18 protein-coding genes are annotated in these 15428 nt (G+C 40.2%); 14 read left to right on the forward strand and 4 right to left on the reverse strand.

Annotated features, from left to right (window positions below):
• Positions 1–6 precede the first annotated feature (6 nt).
• The 11 genes from IIB39_00400 to IIB39_00450 all read left to right on the forward strand — a co-directional run bounded on the left by IIB39_00400 (position 7) and on the right by IIB39_00450 (position 10454).
• Complete coding sequence (locus tag IIB39_00400) at positions 7–276, forward strand: hypothetical protein (GenBank protein MCH8927159.1); 270 nt, start codon at positions 7–9, stop codon at positions 274–276.
• Positions 277–297: 21 nt separating this feature from the next.
• Positions 298–498 (forward strand): twin-arginine translocase TatA/TatE family subunit, encoded by a 201-nt coding sequence (gene tatA, locus IIB39_00405; GenBank protein MCH8927160.1) that lies wholly within the window; start codon positions 298–300, stop codon positions 496–498.
• 51 nt (positions 499–549) lie between these two features.
• Positions 550–1956 (forward strand): Asp-tRNA(Asn)/Glu-tRNA(Gln) amidotransferase subunit GatA, encoded by a 1407-nt coding sequence (gene gatA, locus IIB39_00410; protein MCH8927161.1) that lies wholly within the window; start codon positions 550–552, stop codon positions 1954–1956.
• Between the two features lie 51 nt (positions 1957–2007).
• Entirely contained in the window at positions 2008–2955 is a 948-nt protein-coding gene (locus IIB39_00415; GenBank protein MCH8927162.1) for a VWA domain-containing protein, read from the forward strand.
• Positions 2955–3986 (forward strand): VWA domain-containing protein, encoded by a 1032-nt coding sequence (locus IIB39_00420; GenBank protein MCH8927163.1) that lies wholly within the window; start codon positions 2955–2957, stop codon positions 3984–3986. Before IIB39_00415 ends, IIB39_00420 begins: the two co-directional genes overlap by 1 nt.
• The gene (locus IIB39_00425; GenBank protein MCH8927164.1) at positions 3970–4689 is read left to right on the forward strand and encodes a tetratricopeptide repeat protein; all 720 of its coding nucleotides are present in this window, start codon (positions 3970–3972) and stop codon (positions 4687–4689) included. Before IIB39_00420 ends, IIB39_00425 begins: the two co-directional genes overlap by 17 nt.
• Positions 4689–6500: a protein BatD gene (locus IIB39_00430; GenBank protein ID MCH8927165.1), complete on the forward strand. Its 1812-nt coding sequence runs from the start codon at positions 4689–4691 to the stop codon at positions 6498–6500. The genes IIB39_00425 and IIB39_00430 overlap by 1 nt, the downstream gene beginning before the upstream one ends.
• Before the next feature lie 2 nt (positions 6501–6502).
• Positions 6503–7261, forward strand: coding sequence for a hypothetical protein (locus IIB39_00435; protein ID MCH8927166.1), 759 nt, complete (start codon positions 6503–6505; stop codon positions 7259–7261).
• Between the two features lie 2 nt (positions 7262–7263).
• Positions 7264–7791, forward strand: a complete 528-nt coding sequence (locus IIB39_00440; GenBank protein MCH8927167.1) for an SPOR domain-containing protein — start codon at positions 7264–7266, stop codon at positions 7789–7791.
• A 69-nt stretch (positions 7792–7860) separates the two neighbouring features.
• Positions 7861–8853, forward strand: coding sequence for a flippase-like domain-containing protein (locus tag IIB39_00445; protein MCH8927168.1), 993 nt, complete (start codon positions 7861–7863; stop codon positions 8851–8853).
• Entirely contained in the window at positions 8850–10454 is a 1605-nt protein-coding gene (locus IIB39_00450) for a CehA/McbA family metallohydrolase (GenBank protein ID MCH8927169.1), read from the forward strand. Before IIB39_00445 ends, IIB39_00450 begins: the two co-directional genes overlap by 4 nt.
• Here the strand turns inward: IIB39_00450 and IIB39_00455 are convergent.
• The 4 genes from IIB39_00455 to IIB39_00470 form a co-directional block, all read right to left on the reverse strand.
• On the reverse strand, positions 10451–11713 hold the full coding sequence (locus tag IIB39_00455) for a DUF1704 domain-containing protein (GenBank protein ID MCH8927170.1): 1263 nt from the start codon (positions 11711–11713) through the stop codon (positions 10451–10453). The two genes, IIB39_00450 and IIB39_00455, sit on opposite strands and share 4 nt — an antisense overlap.
• Positions 11714–11748: 35 nt before the next feature.
• Positions 11749–12714 (reverse strand): tetratricopeptide repeat protein, encoded by a 966-nt coding sequence (locus IIB39_00460; protein MCH8927171.1) that lies wholly within the window; start codon positions 12712–12714, stop codon positions 11749–11751.
• A gap of 82 nt (positions 12715–12796) precedes the next feature.
• The gene (locus IIB39_00465; GenBank protein ID MCH8927172.1) at positions 12797–13027 is read right to left on the reverse strand and encodes a hypothetical protein; all 231 of its coding nucleotides are present in this window, start codon (positions 13025–13027) and stop codon (positions 12797–12799) included.
• 19 nt (positions 13028–13046) lie between these two features.
• The gene (locus tag IIB39_00470) at positions 13047–13469 is read right to left on the reverse strand and encodes a hypothetical protein (GenBank protein MCH8927173.1); all 423 of its coding nucleotides are present in this window, start codon (positions 13467–13469) and stop codon (positions 13047–13049) included.
• A gap of 407 nt (positions 13470–13876) precedes the next feature.
• On the opposite strand from IIB39_00470, the gene IIB39_00475 reads away from it, so the two are divergent.
• The 3 genes from IIB39_00475 (at position 13877) to accB (ending at position 15425) form a co-directional block, all read left to right on the forward strand.
• Positions 13877–14236 carry a C40 family peptidase gene (locus tag IIB39_00475; protein ID MCH8927174.1) on the forward strand — a complete coding sequence of 120 codons (360 nt, stop codon included), beginning with the start codon at positions 13877–13879 and terminating at the stop codon, positions 14234–14236.
• 138 nt (positions 14237–14374) lie between these two features.
• Positions 14375–14935: an elongation factor P gene (gene efp, locus IIB39_00480; GenBank protein MCH8927175.1), complete on the forward strand. Its 561-nt coding sequence runs from the start codon at positions 14375–14377 to the stop codon at positions 14933–14935.
• Between the two features lie 28 nt (positions 14936–14963).
• Positions 14964–15425 (forward strand): acetyl-CoA carboxylase biotin carboxyl carrier protein, encoded by a 462-nt coding sequence (accB, locus tag IIB39_00485; protein MCH8927176.1) that lies wholly within the window; start codon positions 14964–14966, stop codon positions 15423–15425.
• Positions 15426–15428: the final 3 nt, after the last annotated feature.

Here is a 15428-nt window from a genome sequence, read left to right on the forward strand (position 1 = left end):
AAGGATATGTTGAACAAAGGTAAACAAATTGGAATGGTAGTTACCATTATAGTGCTTGGCGCGGTAATAGGCACATTAGTGGGAAAAATCTTAGCATTTATCTTACCTGAAGGCGTAGTAAAACAATTTTTCCTGATTTCCACAACTTTATCAATAGGACCGGGGACAATAAATATAATATTGCTGTCTATTACAGTTGGATTTAGTATTACGTTAAACGTAATAAGCTTGATTGGAATCGGAATTTCTTATTATCTTCTAAGGTGGTGGCGTTAATAAATAACAGAGGAGCATAAAATGGGATTTCCCGGCGGTTGGGAATGGATTATAATTTTCCTTGTTATTCTATTGTTGTTCGGAGCGAAGCGTCTCCCTGAGCTTGCAAGGGGATTAGGCAAAGGCATTATGGAGTTCCGAAAAGCGGCGAAAGAGGTATCCCAGGAAATAAAGCAGGATGAAGCTGACGAATCCAAGGAAGATGACTCTCCGAAAGCTTAAGCGGTAATTCACTTTAGCAGCGATTCATATTAGGATAATCCTTCAATTTAAATTACGATATTCAGGAGTAGTGTGGAGGAGTACGAAAAGTTTCTAAGTAAGGTTGAAGATTCTATCGCTCTGTCGGCAGAACGGGAAGAGTTGAATATATTTACATATATCAACAATGATGAAATACGTGCCTCCGCGAACCGAATATCCGATAAAATGAAATCGGGGAATAACGGGGAGCTTTCAGGCAAAACTGTAGCGATAAAAGACCTGCTTTCCACAGAAGGAATTCCTACGACCTGTGCTTCGGGGATACTCAAGGATTTTGTACCGCTTTATGATGCAACGGTGGTGGATAAGTTAAAACAAAGCGGGGCTCTCTTATTCGGAAAAACTAATATGGATGAATTTGCTATGGGATCATCCAATGAAAACTCGTATTTCGGTCCTGTAAAAAATCCGCATGATCCTAAAAAAGTCGCCGGCGGTTCCAGCGGTGGTTCCTGCGCTGCGGTAGCGGCAGGCATTGTAGATATGGCTCTCGGAAGCGACACAGGCGGCTCAATTCGGTTGCCAGCCTCTTTCTGCGGGGTAGTTGGGATGAAGCCGACTTATGGGAGAGTGTCCAGGTACGGATTAACGGCGTTTGCGTCGTCTCTTGACCAAATAGGTCCGATAGCCAGTTCCGTCAGCGATTGCGCGGCTTTACTGAAAGTAATTTCCGGTTCGGATGAGCGCGATTCTACTTCCGCTGCAAATGAAGTACCGGATTATCCGAGTTTGCTCGAGAGTGATGTTAACGGATTGAAGCTCGGGTTACCGAAAGAGTATTATGGAGAGGGTTGTGATGAGGAGATAGTTGAAAGCGTCAGTAAAATTATTGATGACTTAAAGTCTAAGGGAGCTGAAGTAATCAATATATCGCTTCCCCACACGGAATATTCCATCGCAACATATTATATCATTGCCACTGCCGAGGCATCCTCAAATCTTGAGCGATATGACGGAATGCGTTACGGACATAGAGGAGCGGGAAGCGACCTGTCCGAAGTATATAATTCGTCAAGAAGTGAAGGATTCGGCGAAGAAGTTAAAAGAAGAATTATGCTCGGAACTTATGTATTATCAGCGGGTTACTACGACGCGTACTATAAAAAAGCGCAGCAGGTCAGAAGATTGATACGTGATGATTTTCTAAAGGCTTTCGAAAAGGTTGATGCGATAATCACTCCTACTTCACCGATAACGGCATTTAATATCGGCGAAAAAATGGACGACCCTCTGGCGATGTATCTTGTTGATGTTTACACAACTTCTCTTAACCTTGCCGGATTGCCGGGTATTAGCGTTCCCGGCGGAAAATCAACCGATGGAATGCCTATCGGTGTACAAATAATCGGAAAACCTTTTGATGAACTTGGAATACTGAGGATTGCCTCTAAAATTGAAGAGTCAATAATCACTTAGATTTTTACAACAAATCATTCTATTTTACCGTCTTAACGGTGGATTAGAATGATATCTTTTGAAAATATAGAATTTCTATGGTTACTCTTATTCGTACCCGCTCTCCTGTATTGGTATCTGCGAAAGAATGAAGCTCTTCGCAGTAAATTAAGGTTTTCCGATACCCGGATTTTCAGCAAGATATCCGGCAGGAAAGTATCGCTACGGGTTCATCTCCCGTTTGCTCTGCGTTTGATTGCGCTGACTCTTATAATATTCGGATTCGCGCGTCCCCGTTCGGGGGTTACCAATCAGGAAATCACTACAGAAGGAATTGATATAATGCTCGTTCTGGATATTTCCAGCAGTATGGAAGCGAGAGATTTTAAACCGAACAGATTAGAGGCGGCAAAAGCCGTAGCGGATTTGTTTATAAAAAACAGGAAAAATGACAGGATAGGACTTATAGTTTTCGCCGCTGAATCGTTTATTCAAGCGCCTTTGACGTTGGACTACGATGTACTACGATCGTTTTTAAGAAAGGTCCGAATTGTTCCCAAAAAATATGACGGCACAGCTATTGGTCTTGCTATTTCAAGCGGTGTTAACAGGCTAAGAAGAAGCGATGCCAAAAGTAAAATTATGATTCTCCTTTCTGACGGCAGCAACAACTCGGGTGAGGTGCAGCCGCTTACCGCGGCAGAGCTGGCTGCGGCATTTGACGTTAAAGTGTACACTATCGGCGCTGGAACGAAATCGCGCAGATTGCTTCAAGGTGATTTAGATGAAGAAATGTTGATAAAAATTGCCGAGCGCACCAATGGAAAATATTTTCACGCAGCAGACGAACAACGGCTTCAGGATATATACAACGAAATCAACGAGTTGGAAAAAACTGAAATAAAAGTCAAGGAATATACGCGATTTGAAGAATTGTATTCATTTCTACTACTTCCGGGATTGATTATCCTTCTGATAGAAGTTTTTGCGGGAATGACTTATTCTCGGAGATTGCCCTGATGTTCCGTTTTGTAAATTACAGTTTTATCTATTTTCTATGGTTCATTCCACTGCTGGTATTAATGCTTTATTTTTCATTGAAGAAAAAAAATCGGCTTTTATCTTCATTAGGTGAAATGGAAGTAGTCAAAAGACTTCATCGCAGCACAAGCCGGAAGAGACAAGCCGCGAAAGTATTGACAGTTATTTTCGCGATTTCGCTGCTTATTTTTGCTCTTATGGGACCGCAAATGGGGACGGTACTTTCCGAGGTCAAGCGGGAGGGGATAGATATAATAATACTTTTGGACGTCTCAAAGAGTATGCAGGCGGAGGATATAGTTCCAAACAGAATAGAGAGAGCCAAGTTTGAGATTTCCCGGTTTATAGATAAGCTGGAAGGCGACAGGGTGGGGTTGGTGGCATTCGCAGGAACAGCCTATCTTCAGGTTCCGCTTACTTTAGATTATTCCGCCGCCAAAATGATGTTGGATATACTTGATACTGATATTATCGGAACTCAGGGAACTGCAACTGCCGAAGCGATCGAAATCGCATTGGAATCGTTTACCGAAGAGAGAGCTACACAAAAAGTAATTATTCTGCTCACCGACGGAGAAGACCATGAAAAGCATACGACTGAAGCGGCGGAAAAAGCTGTCGAGACGGGAGCAATAATTTACACCGTTGGGGTTGCATCAGTCTCCGGCGCGCCAATACCTTTATACAATAACCGCGGAGAAAGAACAGGATTTAAGAGAGACAGTGAAGATAAGATTGTGACAAGCAAATTGAATGAAGTTGTTCTCGATGAGATTTCCGGTATTACGGGTGGAAGATACTTCAGAATCGGCGAACGGAGTAATGGACTTGAAATGGTACATAAAGAGATCAGATTGATGGAGAAGAGCGAATTCAGCACGAGAGAGTTCGATGAATACAAAGAATGGTACCAATATATAGTCGCTTTCACCCTTTTATTGCTTATGACTGAACCTTTTATCCCCGAAAAGCGTAAACTTCTAAAAGAGTGGCATGGCAGATATAAATAAAGTAATGTTTCTTATTATGATTTTTGTGGTAACAGCGCCGCTGTACGCCCAGGAGAGCACGACAGATCCAGCTTTACAAGCGTATAGAGACGGAGAATATGATAAGGCTATAAAGCTCTATTCAGATATGTTAGCGGATAAATCAGATGACACTAATCTAAAATTCAATTTAGGAAGCTCATTTTATAAAAAAGGAACTTTTAATGCCGCTAAATCGGGTTTTGAGGATGCTCTGGACTCTGAAGACAATTACACGAAATCGAGAGCGTATTATAATTTAGGAAATACATACTTTAAATTAAATAAACCGGAAGAAAGTCTTCAGGCTTTTAAAAATGCTATGATGCTTAATCCGGAAGATGAAGACGCAAAGTTTAATTATGAATTCGTGAAGAATTTACTCCAAGAGGATGATCAAAAACAGGAAGGCGACGACGAGCAAGAAGAGGAAAACGAAGATTCTGAGGAGCAAGATGAGAGTGAAAAGAAAGAAAACGAAGAAAAGGAAGATGATAACGAGCAAGAGCATAATGAAAATGAACAGAAAAATAAACAGCAGCAGCAACAACAGGAAGAAAAAGAACGAACACAGGAAGAATACAAGGACATTCTCGATGCCTTAGAGCAGCAGGAGATGGAAGCATTAAAGGATTACATATCCGCAAAGACGGTGAGAAGAAGACAGCCGGAAAAAGACTGGTAATGTTAAGACAACTGATATATACCATTCTTGTTGTCTTGATTTTCTTTGACGTCTCAATCGCTCAGAATGAGATAGAGATGGAGGCATCGGTTTCCCGCAGCGATCTAAGTTTAAAAGAGCGGTTTACATATAAGCTGGAAATTCGCGGCGAACGTCAGCTGAACTTACCGGATGTTGAAGTATCAGAATTCAATGATTTTTATATTGTAGGCGGACCGTCCCAATCAACCAATTTTTCGTATTTCAATGGCGAAATAAGTTCTTCGGCTACCTATACCTGGGTGCTGGAGCCAAAAAAGAATGGAAGTTTTAAAATAGAAGCGGCGACTCTAAGATATAGAGGTATGACGTACAAATCGGAATCCATCAGTATCAACGTATCATCTTCCCGTGGAAGAAAAAATCCGATAACCGCTCAGGGCTTAAATCAAAAAGGCGGAAAGAAAAAGTCTACCTTTCTGGTGGCTTCAATTGATAAAGATAAGGTTTATAAAGGAGAGCAGGTAACGGTTACATACAGAATTTATACCAGAGTACGGCTGGTTAATTTCAATACTCCGTCACCTCCGGAGGCAATCGGATTCTGGGTCGAAGAGATTCCTCAGCCGGCAAAACCATTGGTGGAAGAAGAAATAATCGATGGGGTTCGGTACAGTACCGCAGTCGTGGGACGATTCGCTTTATTTCCTACCCGTTCCGGTAAGCTGGAGTTAGCGGAGCTTCCCCTTGATTTCAAAGAGAGAGTTAAAAGGCGTCGCTCTAACAGTATATTTGATGATTTTTTCGATGATCCCTTTGGAAGATTTGTGAACAAACGCGTGCTGTCAAACAGCCTCAAAATAAACGTTCTTCCTCTTCCCGAGAAAGGAAAACCCGAAGATTTTTCCGGTGCAGTGGGTGATTTTAAAATAACAGCGGAAATTGTGGAATCTGAGGCGGAAGTAAATGACGCAATTACATTGAGGGTAAAGATTTCCGGAGCCGGAAACATTAAATCAACAAGGGCTCCCGTAATTGAGTTTCCCGATGGAGTGGAAATTTTCGAGCCTGAAATCAACCAGCAAAGTTCCGTTAAGCGGGGTCGCATATATGGGGAAAAGAATTACGAATACGTATTGATATTGCGTAAAGCGGGTCAAATGGAGCTTAATCGAATTGAATTGACTTATTTTAATCCGAAGAAGAATAAATATGAGGTGTCGAGGTCAAAGCCGATTATAATTGATGTTGAGGAAGGAGACCGTTCTTTTGTGGCAGTCAATCCGGGACTCACGAGAGAAGAGGTAGTTATAATAAGCAGCGATATACGATTTATAAAAAGGGAAACTTCCGAATTCAGTAAAAGAAACGAAAAAATACTCGACACCGGCTGGCTGCTGTTCTGGGGAGTGTCTCCGATGTTCGCCCTCGCAGGAGCTTTTCTATTCAGAAGGCATCATGATCAGATGAGCACGAATGTCGCTTATCAAAGAAGGCGGCGCGTGTCCGGCGAATCAAGGAAAAGACTGAAAAAGGCTAAGGAAGCGTTGGAAGCGGGTAATCTGAAATCGTTTCATAATGAGGTCAGCAAGGTTCTGTTAGGTGCCGCAGCGGACAAATTAAATCTCCCGTTCGCAAACATTAATGTTGCTGAAATAGAGGATGTTCTCAAAAAAAGAGGGGCTGATGAAACATCTATTGCTGAGTTTAATACTCTAATAGCGTTATGCCGGAAAGCAGTTTACTCTCCTGAGAATATTGAATTATACAATATGGATACCACATACGACAGGGCGGTAAAGTCCCTGGATAACTTATTAAAGGTGCTTTAAATATGCTTAATAAGATGATATTATACCTTCTTCTTGTTTTTATCAGCAGTGAGGCGGGCGCACAATCACCGGCAGAATTATTTCATAACGGAAATCTTCAATATGAAAAAGGTGAATACGATAAGGCGGCTGATAATTATCGTTCTATTGTCAACAGTGGGGTAGAAAGCCCGGAGGTCTGGTACAATCTCGGAAACAGTTACTACAAACTTAATATGTTGGGACCGACAGTATTATCGTATGAAAGGGCAAAACGATTAGCGCCTCAGGATGAAAGCATTAATTATAATTTAAAAGCGGTAAATCTGTTGATAACGGATAAAATAACTCCATTACCGGAGAATTTTCTAATAACGGGAGCTCGAAATATACTGGGCTCGCTTACTTCAGCAGGATTACTGCGATTTTTACTGACGGTTTATCTTGCCTCAATTCTGATTTACATATTAACTTTATTTATGTCTTCAGGCAGACCAAAAAGAGTATCGTATTTAGTATTAGGAGCGCTCGGATTTTCGTTTGTTGTTACCGCCGTCATCACAGGAGTGAAGATAGATACCGATTTAAATAATAAAAGAGCGGTAGTAATGGTCACCGAGATGTCCGTCGCAAGTGCGCCCGAAGAGATAGGAGAAGAGTTGTTCATCCTTCACGAGGGTACCGCAGTCGAAATTATCGGCGGTAGTGAAAGTTGGGCGCAGATAAAGATCGTTGATGGAAAAGCGGGATGGGTGCCCACTGAAATGTTAGAAGTAATCTAAAATTGAAATATTATATCCAAACTCTATTATCATTGTTGATAGCCGTCAGCGCTATCTCAGGGTGTACGGCAGGATCAATAACAGAGCATAATTCAGATAACAGAGCCGGACATACGGTTAACGGATGGTTTGATCCTCTATCTCTGAATGACGACGATATAATTATCAATGGAGCGGATATGCCCGCTTTTTCTAACAGATCAAAAGAGTTATCCGATACGAGTAATATTGATTATAACATTATGGTTGCGGGCTATCGAGTACAAGTTTATACGACCCAAAATATTAGTGAAGCCGATAGTATACTTACTCTTACGGATTCTTTGTTTAACGGAGAGGCATATCTTCAATTTGACGCTCCTTTATACAAAATTAGGGTAGGTAACCTTAAATCACGAGCAAATGCTGAAACATTACAACTCGTTACGAGGAAAAAAGGTTTTCCGAGATCATGGGTATTACGAACAAGGGTATTTATGAATTTGAGGCAGCCGAAAGAAAAAGACTCAGCCGAACTGTTAGAGGAGTAATCTTCTAATCTCTGCTCAGCTACTTTTCTTATTATTCTCAAACTTTTTAATTAGACTTAAGCCGCAATAATGGATCTCCGAAATAAATCCACTCTTATCAAGTTGCTCGTCACACTGCTATTGATATATTTTCTGTATAATTTTATTAATGTATCATTCGAAGATATAAGTAATTCGATTCTCCATGCGAAGAAACAATTTTTGATTGCAGCAGCTCTTCTAATGCCGGTGACGATATTGCTGCAGATTATAAAATGGTATCAGCTTTTGCGTGATCAGGAAGCTCGAGTGCCGTTCAAAAGCGCAGCAGTTTCCCATCTATCGGGAATGGCGCTCGGCATAGTGACTCCGGCGAGAATCGGAGAGCTTGGAAGAGCATGGTTTCTGCGGGAACTCCCACAGATAAAAGTTTTCAGCCTGACTATTCTGGATAAATTTTACTCAACATTAGCGTATTTCAGTATAGGAGTTTTCAGCTTATATATGTTTTTTGTACCGAATAATGATTTTAGCATATTCCAGACGGCAGCAGTCGCATTGGCAATGACAGCGATTTATACCTTTATTTTATTGGCGTTAATCAAACCGCAGATTGTGGGATATGCATTTAACAAGTATCCTGATTTTTTACCGAGAAAAGAGCTGTTCAGCAAGATCGCCGCAGTTATGGCTCAGGTTGTCAGGAAAAAAGTATTGCTTGTTTACGCATTAGGTAGCGGAGTTTGGTCGTTAGTAGTGTTTCAACTCTGGTTACTTGTGAATGCGTTCAGCGAGGTCAGTTTTTTCATCGGGATAAATAACGCTTCTGCGGCACATTTTACGAAAACGCTTTTTCCTGTCACATTTGGAGAATTGGGGGTGAGGGAAGCAACTGTAATATATTTTTTTAAAAATCAGGGAGTCACAGAATCAGCGGCGGTAAGCGCGGCGTTGTTACTGCTCCTGTTGAATGTTTTGATACCTTCATTAGTGGGAGTCACATTTATAACACGGTTAAGATGGGGCAATTCGTCAAATATTGGTAAAGGAAAAACGAACGATTCAGTGGAAGTAATTAAGTGATTAGTCTGTTGCTTCCTATTTTAGCTTACGCTGAAATACACTATAAATGGAAGTATTTTCCAAGCAGATTATTTATGAAACGGCCGGAAATTATCGCGGATATTCCATTCAGAATCAACCCGGATACTTCTTTACCCTTACTCTGCATTATAAAAGACGCCAATAGATTTCCTACTCGGTTGAATGATATTGAAATAGACCTTGAAGATGAAAAGGGATATAAACAATCAATCAAATTCAATTATGATGGACAGCCGATTACAAAACGGTATTGGAGCGAGGTAATTAATATAGAACTTTCGGATGAGCTGCAGGGCAGAGTGAAAGTGAATGTAAGATTTTCTTTGTCGGATGAAAATGATAAAAAATATTTCGTTCTGAATGATAATCTGAAAGGTTTATCTCCGTTAAAACTGGAATTTGTTCGCGGTAAAAATGCGTTGCCGAGAATAGACGGTTGGCATTACGGAGATTTTCATATTCATACTGATTTCACTGATGATAAAGTCGAATTCGGGGCGCCGATAGACGCTTCTGCCAGATTGTCCAAATCACTCGGGTTAGATTTTTTTGTTGTTGCCGATCATTCATATAATCTTGATAATTCTATGGAGAATCCGTATGAAAACGACTCCTCTATTCCGCGTTGGAAAGTTTCACGCGATTTGATTGATAATTTTGACACAGAAGAAGGGGCTCTGCCGTTGCCGGCTGAAGAGGTATCTTGCGGAAATGCTCGTGGAGAAAATGTTCATCTCTTAGTGCTGAATTCACCGCATTTTATTCCGGGAAGCGGAGATAGTGAAGATGATTATCCTAATATGAAGCCAACGTTAACTATCACTGAGACACTTGATTTGATGGGAGAAGATGCTGTGGCAATCGCTGCGCATCCATTCGATAAACCTTCTATCGGTCAAAAATTGATTTTTAATCGCGGAAGTTGGTCAAAGAAGGATTTGCTCGATGACAGAATAGCGGGGTTACAAATTTTAAATGGTTTGCCCGACGATGTATTTTATAAAGGGTTAAAAGTTTGGAAAGAACTGCTGCTTGAAGGGCGCAGGAAAACAATATTTGCGGGAAACGATGCCCATGGAAATTTCAATACCTTCAGGCAGATAAAGATTCCATTTCTAACCATGCACCAACATAAAAATCAATTATTCGGTCAAGTGCGAACTGCTCTAAATCATAACGGGATTGTTCAAGCGAAAAGCCTTCTTGAAGCGATAGCTGCCGGTCGAGCACAGATAACAACAGGTCCACTTTCGGAGCTGATTTTGATTGATAAAAACGATAAAACCTATGGTGTGGGAGATGAGGCTGCTGCCGGAGAATATAATCTCAAACTGAAGGTTGTGTCCTCAGCTGAATTCGGCAGATTGAAAAATATTCTTATTATTATCGGAGATTATGCTGAAAAATCTGAAACGGTCAGTAAAGAGCTGACTGATTTCGAAACAGATTATGAATATGAGAATAGATTTAACATCGGAAATTTAAAAGCGGGTTATATTCGGATGGAAGCTTACACGATCAAAAATGGGAAAGAATGTTTTTCTCTGACCAATCCGATTTGGATTGGAAGCGGTGGTTAAGACATTATTTTCGAATAGTGATCTTCTACTTCAGAAAGATTTATCAAGTCCATAAACGCTGAAAAATTAAATAAGGTAACAAGATATCTCATATCTTTAATCCATCCGGGTAAGTATTGAGGCGGTTTAACGATTCCTTTTTGACTCAATTCATAAAGAATAGGAACATTTTCTGCTATAAGCTTGCCGGTAAACAGAAATCGCACTAATTCCGGCCTGCCTTTTTTTAAAGCAACACGAATAAAATTATTAATTCTCACAAGACCATCGAGATAGGCTACATCTTTCGTAAATGGAGCGCCGCCCTCCATTAATCCTCCTCTTATACATCTCGCTGCGGCATCAAAGGATTCTGGTTCACCGAAATTATTTTCGAGATAAAAATTGTAAAGATCAATGAAATCGGCTCCCTCTTCGCACATTTTAATAGCGATAGTTCTATATGCCAATTTTTTCACACGTATGGGATCAATCTGCTGGCTCATAAATTCGGCGAAAACAGCCAAACCTTCCTGATATATTGTTGTTCTTGGAGTTCCTTTAGCAAGAAATTTAAGCACTCCCTGAGAAGCGCCGTTCAATGTAGTTGCAAGGTGGACTTCTCCTTCGTGATGCAGCAATTGATACACTTGTCTGCGAGTGTATGTGGCGCTTTTTTTAAGTTTAATATAGTCCGCTCCGGCAGCGGCATCGGCTGTCATACGATTGGAGATAACCACTTTGATTTTTCGGTTAGGGAATATATCCTCCAAATATGCGAGCAGCAGGTCTCTGGCATCTGCGGAATCAATCCGCTCATCGGAAAAATTCGTATCCGGATCTTCCGGAAACTCTATTCCGTCAAATCCTTTCTGTATGTGGTTTGCAAGATCCAAAATGGATACGTTTCCGCCGACATAGCAATAATCAGGATATCCGAAAAGGTCTTTCGAATACTTGAAAAAATCCATTGTACCTCTTGATTCGAGCATTCGTATTGTAAGTATATACTCTGCACAAGTGTTGTAAATCATATTTTCAATCGGATTTGATTTATCAAGTTTCGACTGAATATCAACAAACATCTCCTTGCGCTGACTCGCATTCCACCTTAACGGCGGATATTCGTATCTTGGCAATCTTTTGAATTTACGGGCGAGAAACCGCTTTTTTACTCTGTCAGGGATATGTATGGAAGAAATTATGCGAATGGGACGTTGGGCTCTGACAAGAGCGATACTCGCGGAACGTAGAAAACTTTTATAAGATTTCTTTTTCATTTATTGGAATTCGCGGAAAAGATACTCGCAAACTGTTATTTATTTTTCCCCCAAAATTCATCAAGAACTTTCTTTCTTTTCCTCTGCTTTTTAAGCCCCTTTTTTATTTCAGCGCTAAATTTGTTATCGGTGTCAAGCTCAAGCGCTTTTTCATAAAATGAAAGAATGTTTTCAAAGTCTTTATCGTCTTTCTTCAGATACCCCAAAGCAAGATAATAATTGGCTTCAGCGGATGATGATCTGATTTCAGCTGCCTTGCCAAATTCGACAATGGCGTCCCAGATTTGCCATTTACTTCCTTTTTTATAAAGGAATAATCCGTTAGACATATAAGAGAGATACTTGATATCAGCGTCATCGCGGTTATTTGCAATAGCAATATCTAAAAGCTTTTTGGCTGTGACATAATTGTTTTTATCATACGCCCGTTTGCCCTTTGTATAATTTTTCTCAGCAAGTTCTCTTTGCGCTGCTATCTTATTTCTGCCATCTTCGATGACGGATTTTTCAGCGCCGTATTTTCCGGCTTCATCATATATATCGGAAGCTTTATTCAGTAAACCATATATTACGTAAGCGTGAGCGAGTGCGATAACAGTTTTTGAATCTTTCTTATTCAGATTATAGGACATTTGGAGAAGTGAGACAGCGCCAATCAGTTCCCCGCTCGCTAAGCTGGCTTCGCTTTCCTTGAGATAGATTTTCTGCAATATTCGAATCGCTTCTTTATGGTTAGGATTAAATTTCACGGCTGCAATAAATTCCTCAAGAGCGCCTTTATGTTTCTTTTTCGCCTGTAATGTCATTCCCAACATATAATGCGCCTGTGCGTTCTCCGGATTGGCTTCAAGAGCAAGTCTGTACGCTTTTTCGGCATTGAGATAGTCACCCGAAGCGTAATATGTGTCCGCCTCTTTAAGTCCTCCGCCCGCACAAGAAAAAGCGAAACCGAGTAACGCTATGAGAGTGAAAGAAAATACTTTTATCTGTTTTTTTGTCATTTTCAATCCATATCACTGTTCCAAATAAAAGGGCAGGCACGTATGCCTGCCGCTAAAATTTGGATATTTACATCCGGCTAAACTATATAACTCTATGTACTAATATTCCTACCATTAAGATCAGAGTCACCATAATGGCTGCAACGCCATAATTCTTATTCTTAATTTCAGCCCATTCATCAATGTCTGTTGAGAGCCAGTTAAATACTTTTAAAGAAAGCCCTACTCCGACGGCAAATCCGACAGAAGCCACTATGGCCCATACTAATGACCAAAAGTAACCGGCTAATCTTGTCATAATATCCATATCCATTTAATACCTCCTTATGATATTAATACCAGCTCACTTTTGAGCTTACAAATTGGTTTGTACTAATCTTCTTATTCAGCAATTTCAAAATGTCTTCGGATCCTGCTGAGAGAAAAATCTTTTCATCATCTTTTTTAGAAATATTTAACACGATATTTACACCTTCAACATTCGTATTAGTTTTTTGCATAGCAATCCCCGATGCATAAAAACCTACTAACATTACCCTGTCAATATCAGTTCTCCGTGATTCAAGATTTAGTAGAAAATGGCGTTTACCGCCATTATCAACGAACTTCATGCGGTCATACGCCACATGTAAGCCCTGAGTCCTGAATACCTTCTGAACGCTGCTAAAGAAAGCATAATCGCTAGCTTGAATAATTCCTGAGAAGAGAAGTACAAGCAGCATTCCTATTACAACAATAAGCCGCTTATTTTTCAAGATGACTCCTCCATTAAGTTAGATGTTTGATAAAAATAGCAGAATTTACTGCAATTATTTATATCAACTACGGACAATGATAAGATTTAGTTTCAGATAAGTCAAGAAAATTTTCCCTATCGGTTTATCTAAGTTTAACAAATATTTGTCAAATCCATTGATTAACGTTAAATTAAACCACTGTAATGATGACAATATTCATATTTAAACGATTAGGTTACTTTAGATGTATCATTGTAGCTGTTATAGTTCTGTTCGCTGTTGGATGCGGAGGAATGAAACCAAATCCAATTTTTAATTCGGGTAAAAGTACAGCCCCGGCGTCTAAACGGGTCAAGAATCACGGAAAATCAAAAAATCCTGCTTTACTCAGAGCCGGAAGGCTCAGATCGCCTAAGAAAGCTTTAATGCTAAAATCCATACGCAGCTACCAGGGCGTGCCTTACTTATGGGCAGGGGATACTAAGAGGGGAATGGACTGTTCGGGCTTTACAATGAAAGTATTTCAGGAGTCATCCAACTATACTTTACCGCATAATGCTGCCGCTCAATATAAATTAGGTTCTAAAGTAAATATAAGGCAGCTGAAGCTTGGCGACCTCGTTTTTTTCAGGGACATTGAATCAAAAGGGGTAAGCCATGTGGGGATTTACGTTGGTGACAATAAATTTGCTCACGCAAGTCTATCAAAAGGAGTAGTTTACTCATCTATGAATCAGGAATATTACCGAAAACGTTATGTATCAGCAAGACGTATTCTTAAGTAAAACAGTTCAATTATGATTTACCTCAAAACCCGATTTTTACGGGTAAAAGTGTTGACAGATGGTTTTAATTCTCGTAGATTACCAAAATTCCAAATTATGTTCGTTTAAAACAGTGAAGAATTGAGGGAAAACAGGTAAATGGCCAGTACATCAGATTTTAGAAACGGATATACATTCTCCTATAATAACGATATTTACAAAATAGTGGAATTTATGCACGTTAAACCGGGTAAGGGGAATGCCTTCGTAAGGACAAAACTCAAGAGTATCAAATCGGGCAAGGTGATTGACAAGACATGGCGAGCAGGTGAAAAGATCGATGAAGTAAGGCTTGATGCAAAAAAAATGCAATATCTTTATTCAGATGACTCGGCATATTATTTTATGGATATGGCTACATTTGAACAAATACCGATACCGGCAATATTAATGGAAGAAGTGAAAAAGTTTTTAAAAGAAAGTATGGAAATAAAAATCCTTTTTAACGGTGATGAGCCGATAGATATAGAAATACCACCTTTTGTTGTAGCAGAAATAGTTGAAACCGACCCGGGTTTGAAGGGAGACACCGCAACAGGCGGCAGTAAACCCGCTACACTCGAAACCGGATACGTTTTGAATGTTCCTTTATTTATTCAGCAGGGTGAAAAGGTGAAAGTGGATACTCGCTCAGGTGAGTATGTCGAAAGAGTAAAATAGTTAGTCTAAATTATTTCTCGGAGAGATAATGAATGAAAAAAAAATAAGGCAGCTCATAAAAATTGTCGAAGAATCCGACATAAATGAACTTGAAGTGAGCCGCTGGGGGAGACGGGTCAGGATAACGAAGAATGTCGTGCATAATAATGGCACAGCAGATATTGAAACAATTCATGTGGGACAGAAACCGGATACCAAAGAGGCGGATTCTAAAGTTGCTTCAGAAGAAGCGGAAGTTTCGCAGGAGACCGGAATTGAAATTAAATCTCCGATGGTAGGCACATTTTATGCTGCTCCGGCGCCCGATGCAAGTCCATACGTTTCCGTAGGTGACAAAATTAAGGTTGGAGATGTGTTGTGCATTGTCGAGGCTATGAAGCTGATGAACGAAATTGAAGCGGAAGAAGCTGGAGTTATAAGCAAGATTTTGGTCGAGAACGCCAATCCTGTACAATATAATCAACCTCTTTTCTTATTAGAGGCCGAGTAAAAG

Source organism: Candidatus Neomarinimicrobiota bacterium (assembly GCA_022573815.1).
Classification (GTDB): domain Bacteria; phylum Fidelibacterota; class SORT01; order SORT01; family SORT01; genus JACZTG01.

Bases quoted from the DNA above. Each gene is read 5' to 3' on its own strand.
- IIB39_00400 (MCH8927159.1), top strand. From the start codon at position 7: ATGTTGAACAAAGGTAAACAAATTGGAATGGTAGTTACCATTATAGTG.
- tatA (MCH8927160.1), top strand. From the start codon at position 298: ATGGGATTTCCCGGCGGTTGGGAATGGATTATAATTTTCCTTGTTATT.
- IIB39_00420 (MCH8927163.1), top strand. From the start codon at position 2,955: ATGTTCCGTTTTGTAAATTACAGTTTTATCTATTTTCTATGGTTCATT.
- IIB39_00425 (MCH8927164.1), top strand. From the start codon at position 3,970: ATGGCAGATATAAATAAAGTAATGTTTCTTATTATGATTTTTGTGGTA.
- IIB39_00430 (MCH8927165.1), top strand. From the start codon at position 4,689: ATGTTAAGACAACTGATATATACCATTCTTGTTGTCTTGATTTTCTTT.
- IIB39_00435 (MCH8927166.1), top strand. From the start codon at position 6,503: ATGCTTAATAAGATGATATTATACCTTCTTCTTGTTTTTATCAGCAGT.
- IIB39_00445 (MCH8927168.1), top strand. From the start codon at position 7,861: ATGGATCTCCGAAATAAATCCACTCTTATCAAGTTGCTCGTCACACTG.
- IIB39_00455 (MCH8927170.1), bottom strand. From the start codon at position 11,713: ATGAAAAAGAAATCTTATAAAAGTTTTCTACGTTCCGCGAGTATCGCT.
- IIB39_00460 (MCH8927171.1), bottom strand. From the start codon at position 12,714: ATGACAAAAAAACAGATAAAAGTATTTTCTTTCACTCTCATAGCGTTA.
- IIB39_00465 (MCH8927172.1), bottom strand. From the start codon at position 13,027: ATGGATATGGATATTATGACAAGATTAGCCGGTTACTTTTGGTCATTA.
- IIB39_00475 (MCH8927174.1), top strand. From the start codon at position 13,877: ATGCTAAAATCCATACGCAGCTACCAGGGCGTGCCTTACTTATGGGCA.
- efp (MCH8927175.1), top strand. From the start codon at position 14,375: ATGGCCAGTACATCAGATTTTAGAAACGGATATACATTCTCCTATAAT.
- accB (MCH8927176.1), top strand. From the start codon at position 14,964: ATGAATGAAAAAAAAATAAGGCAGCTCATAAAAATTGTCGAAGAATCC.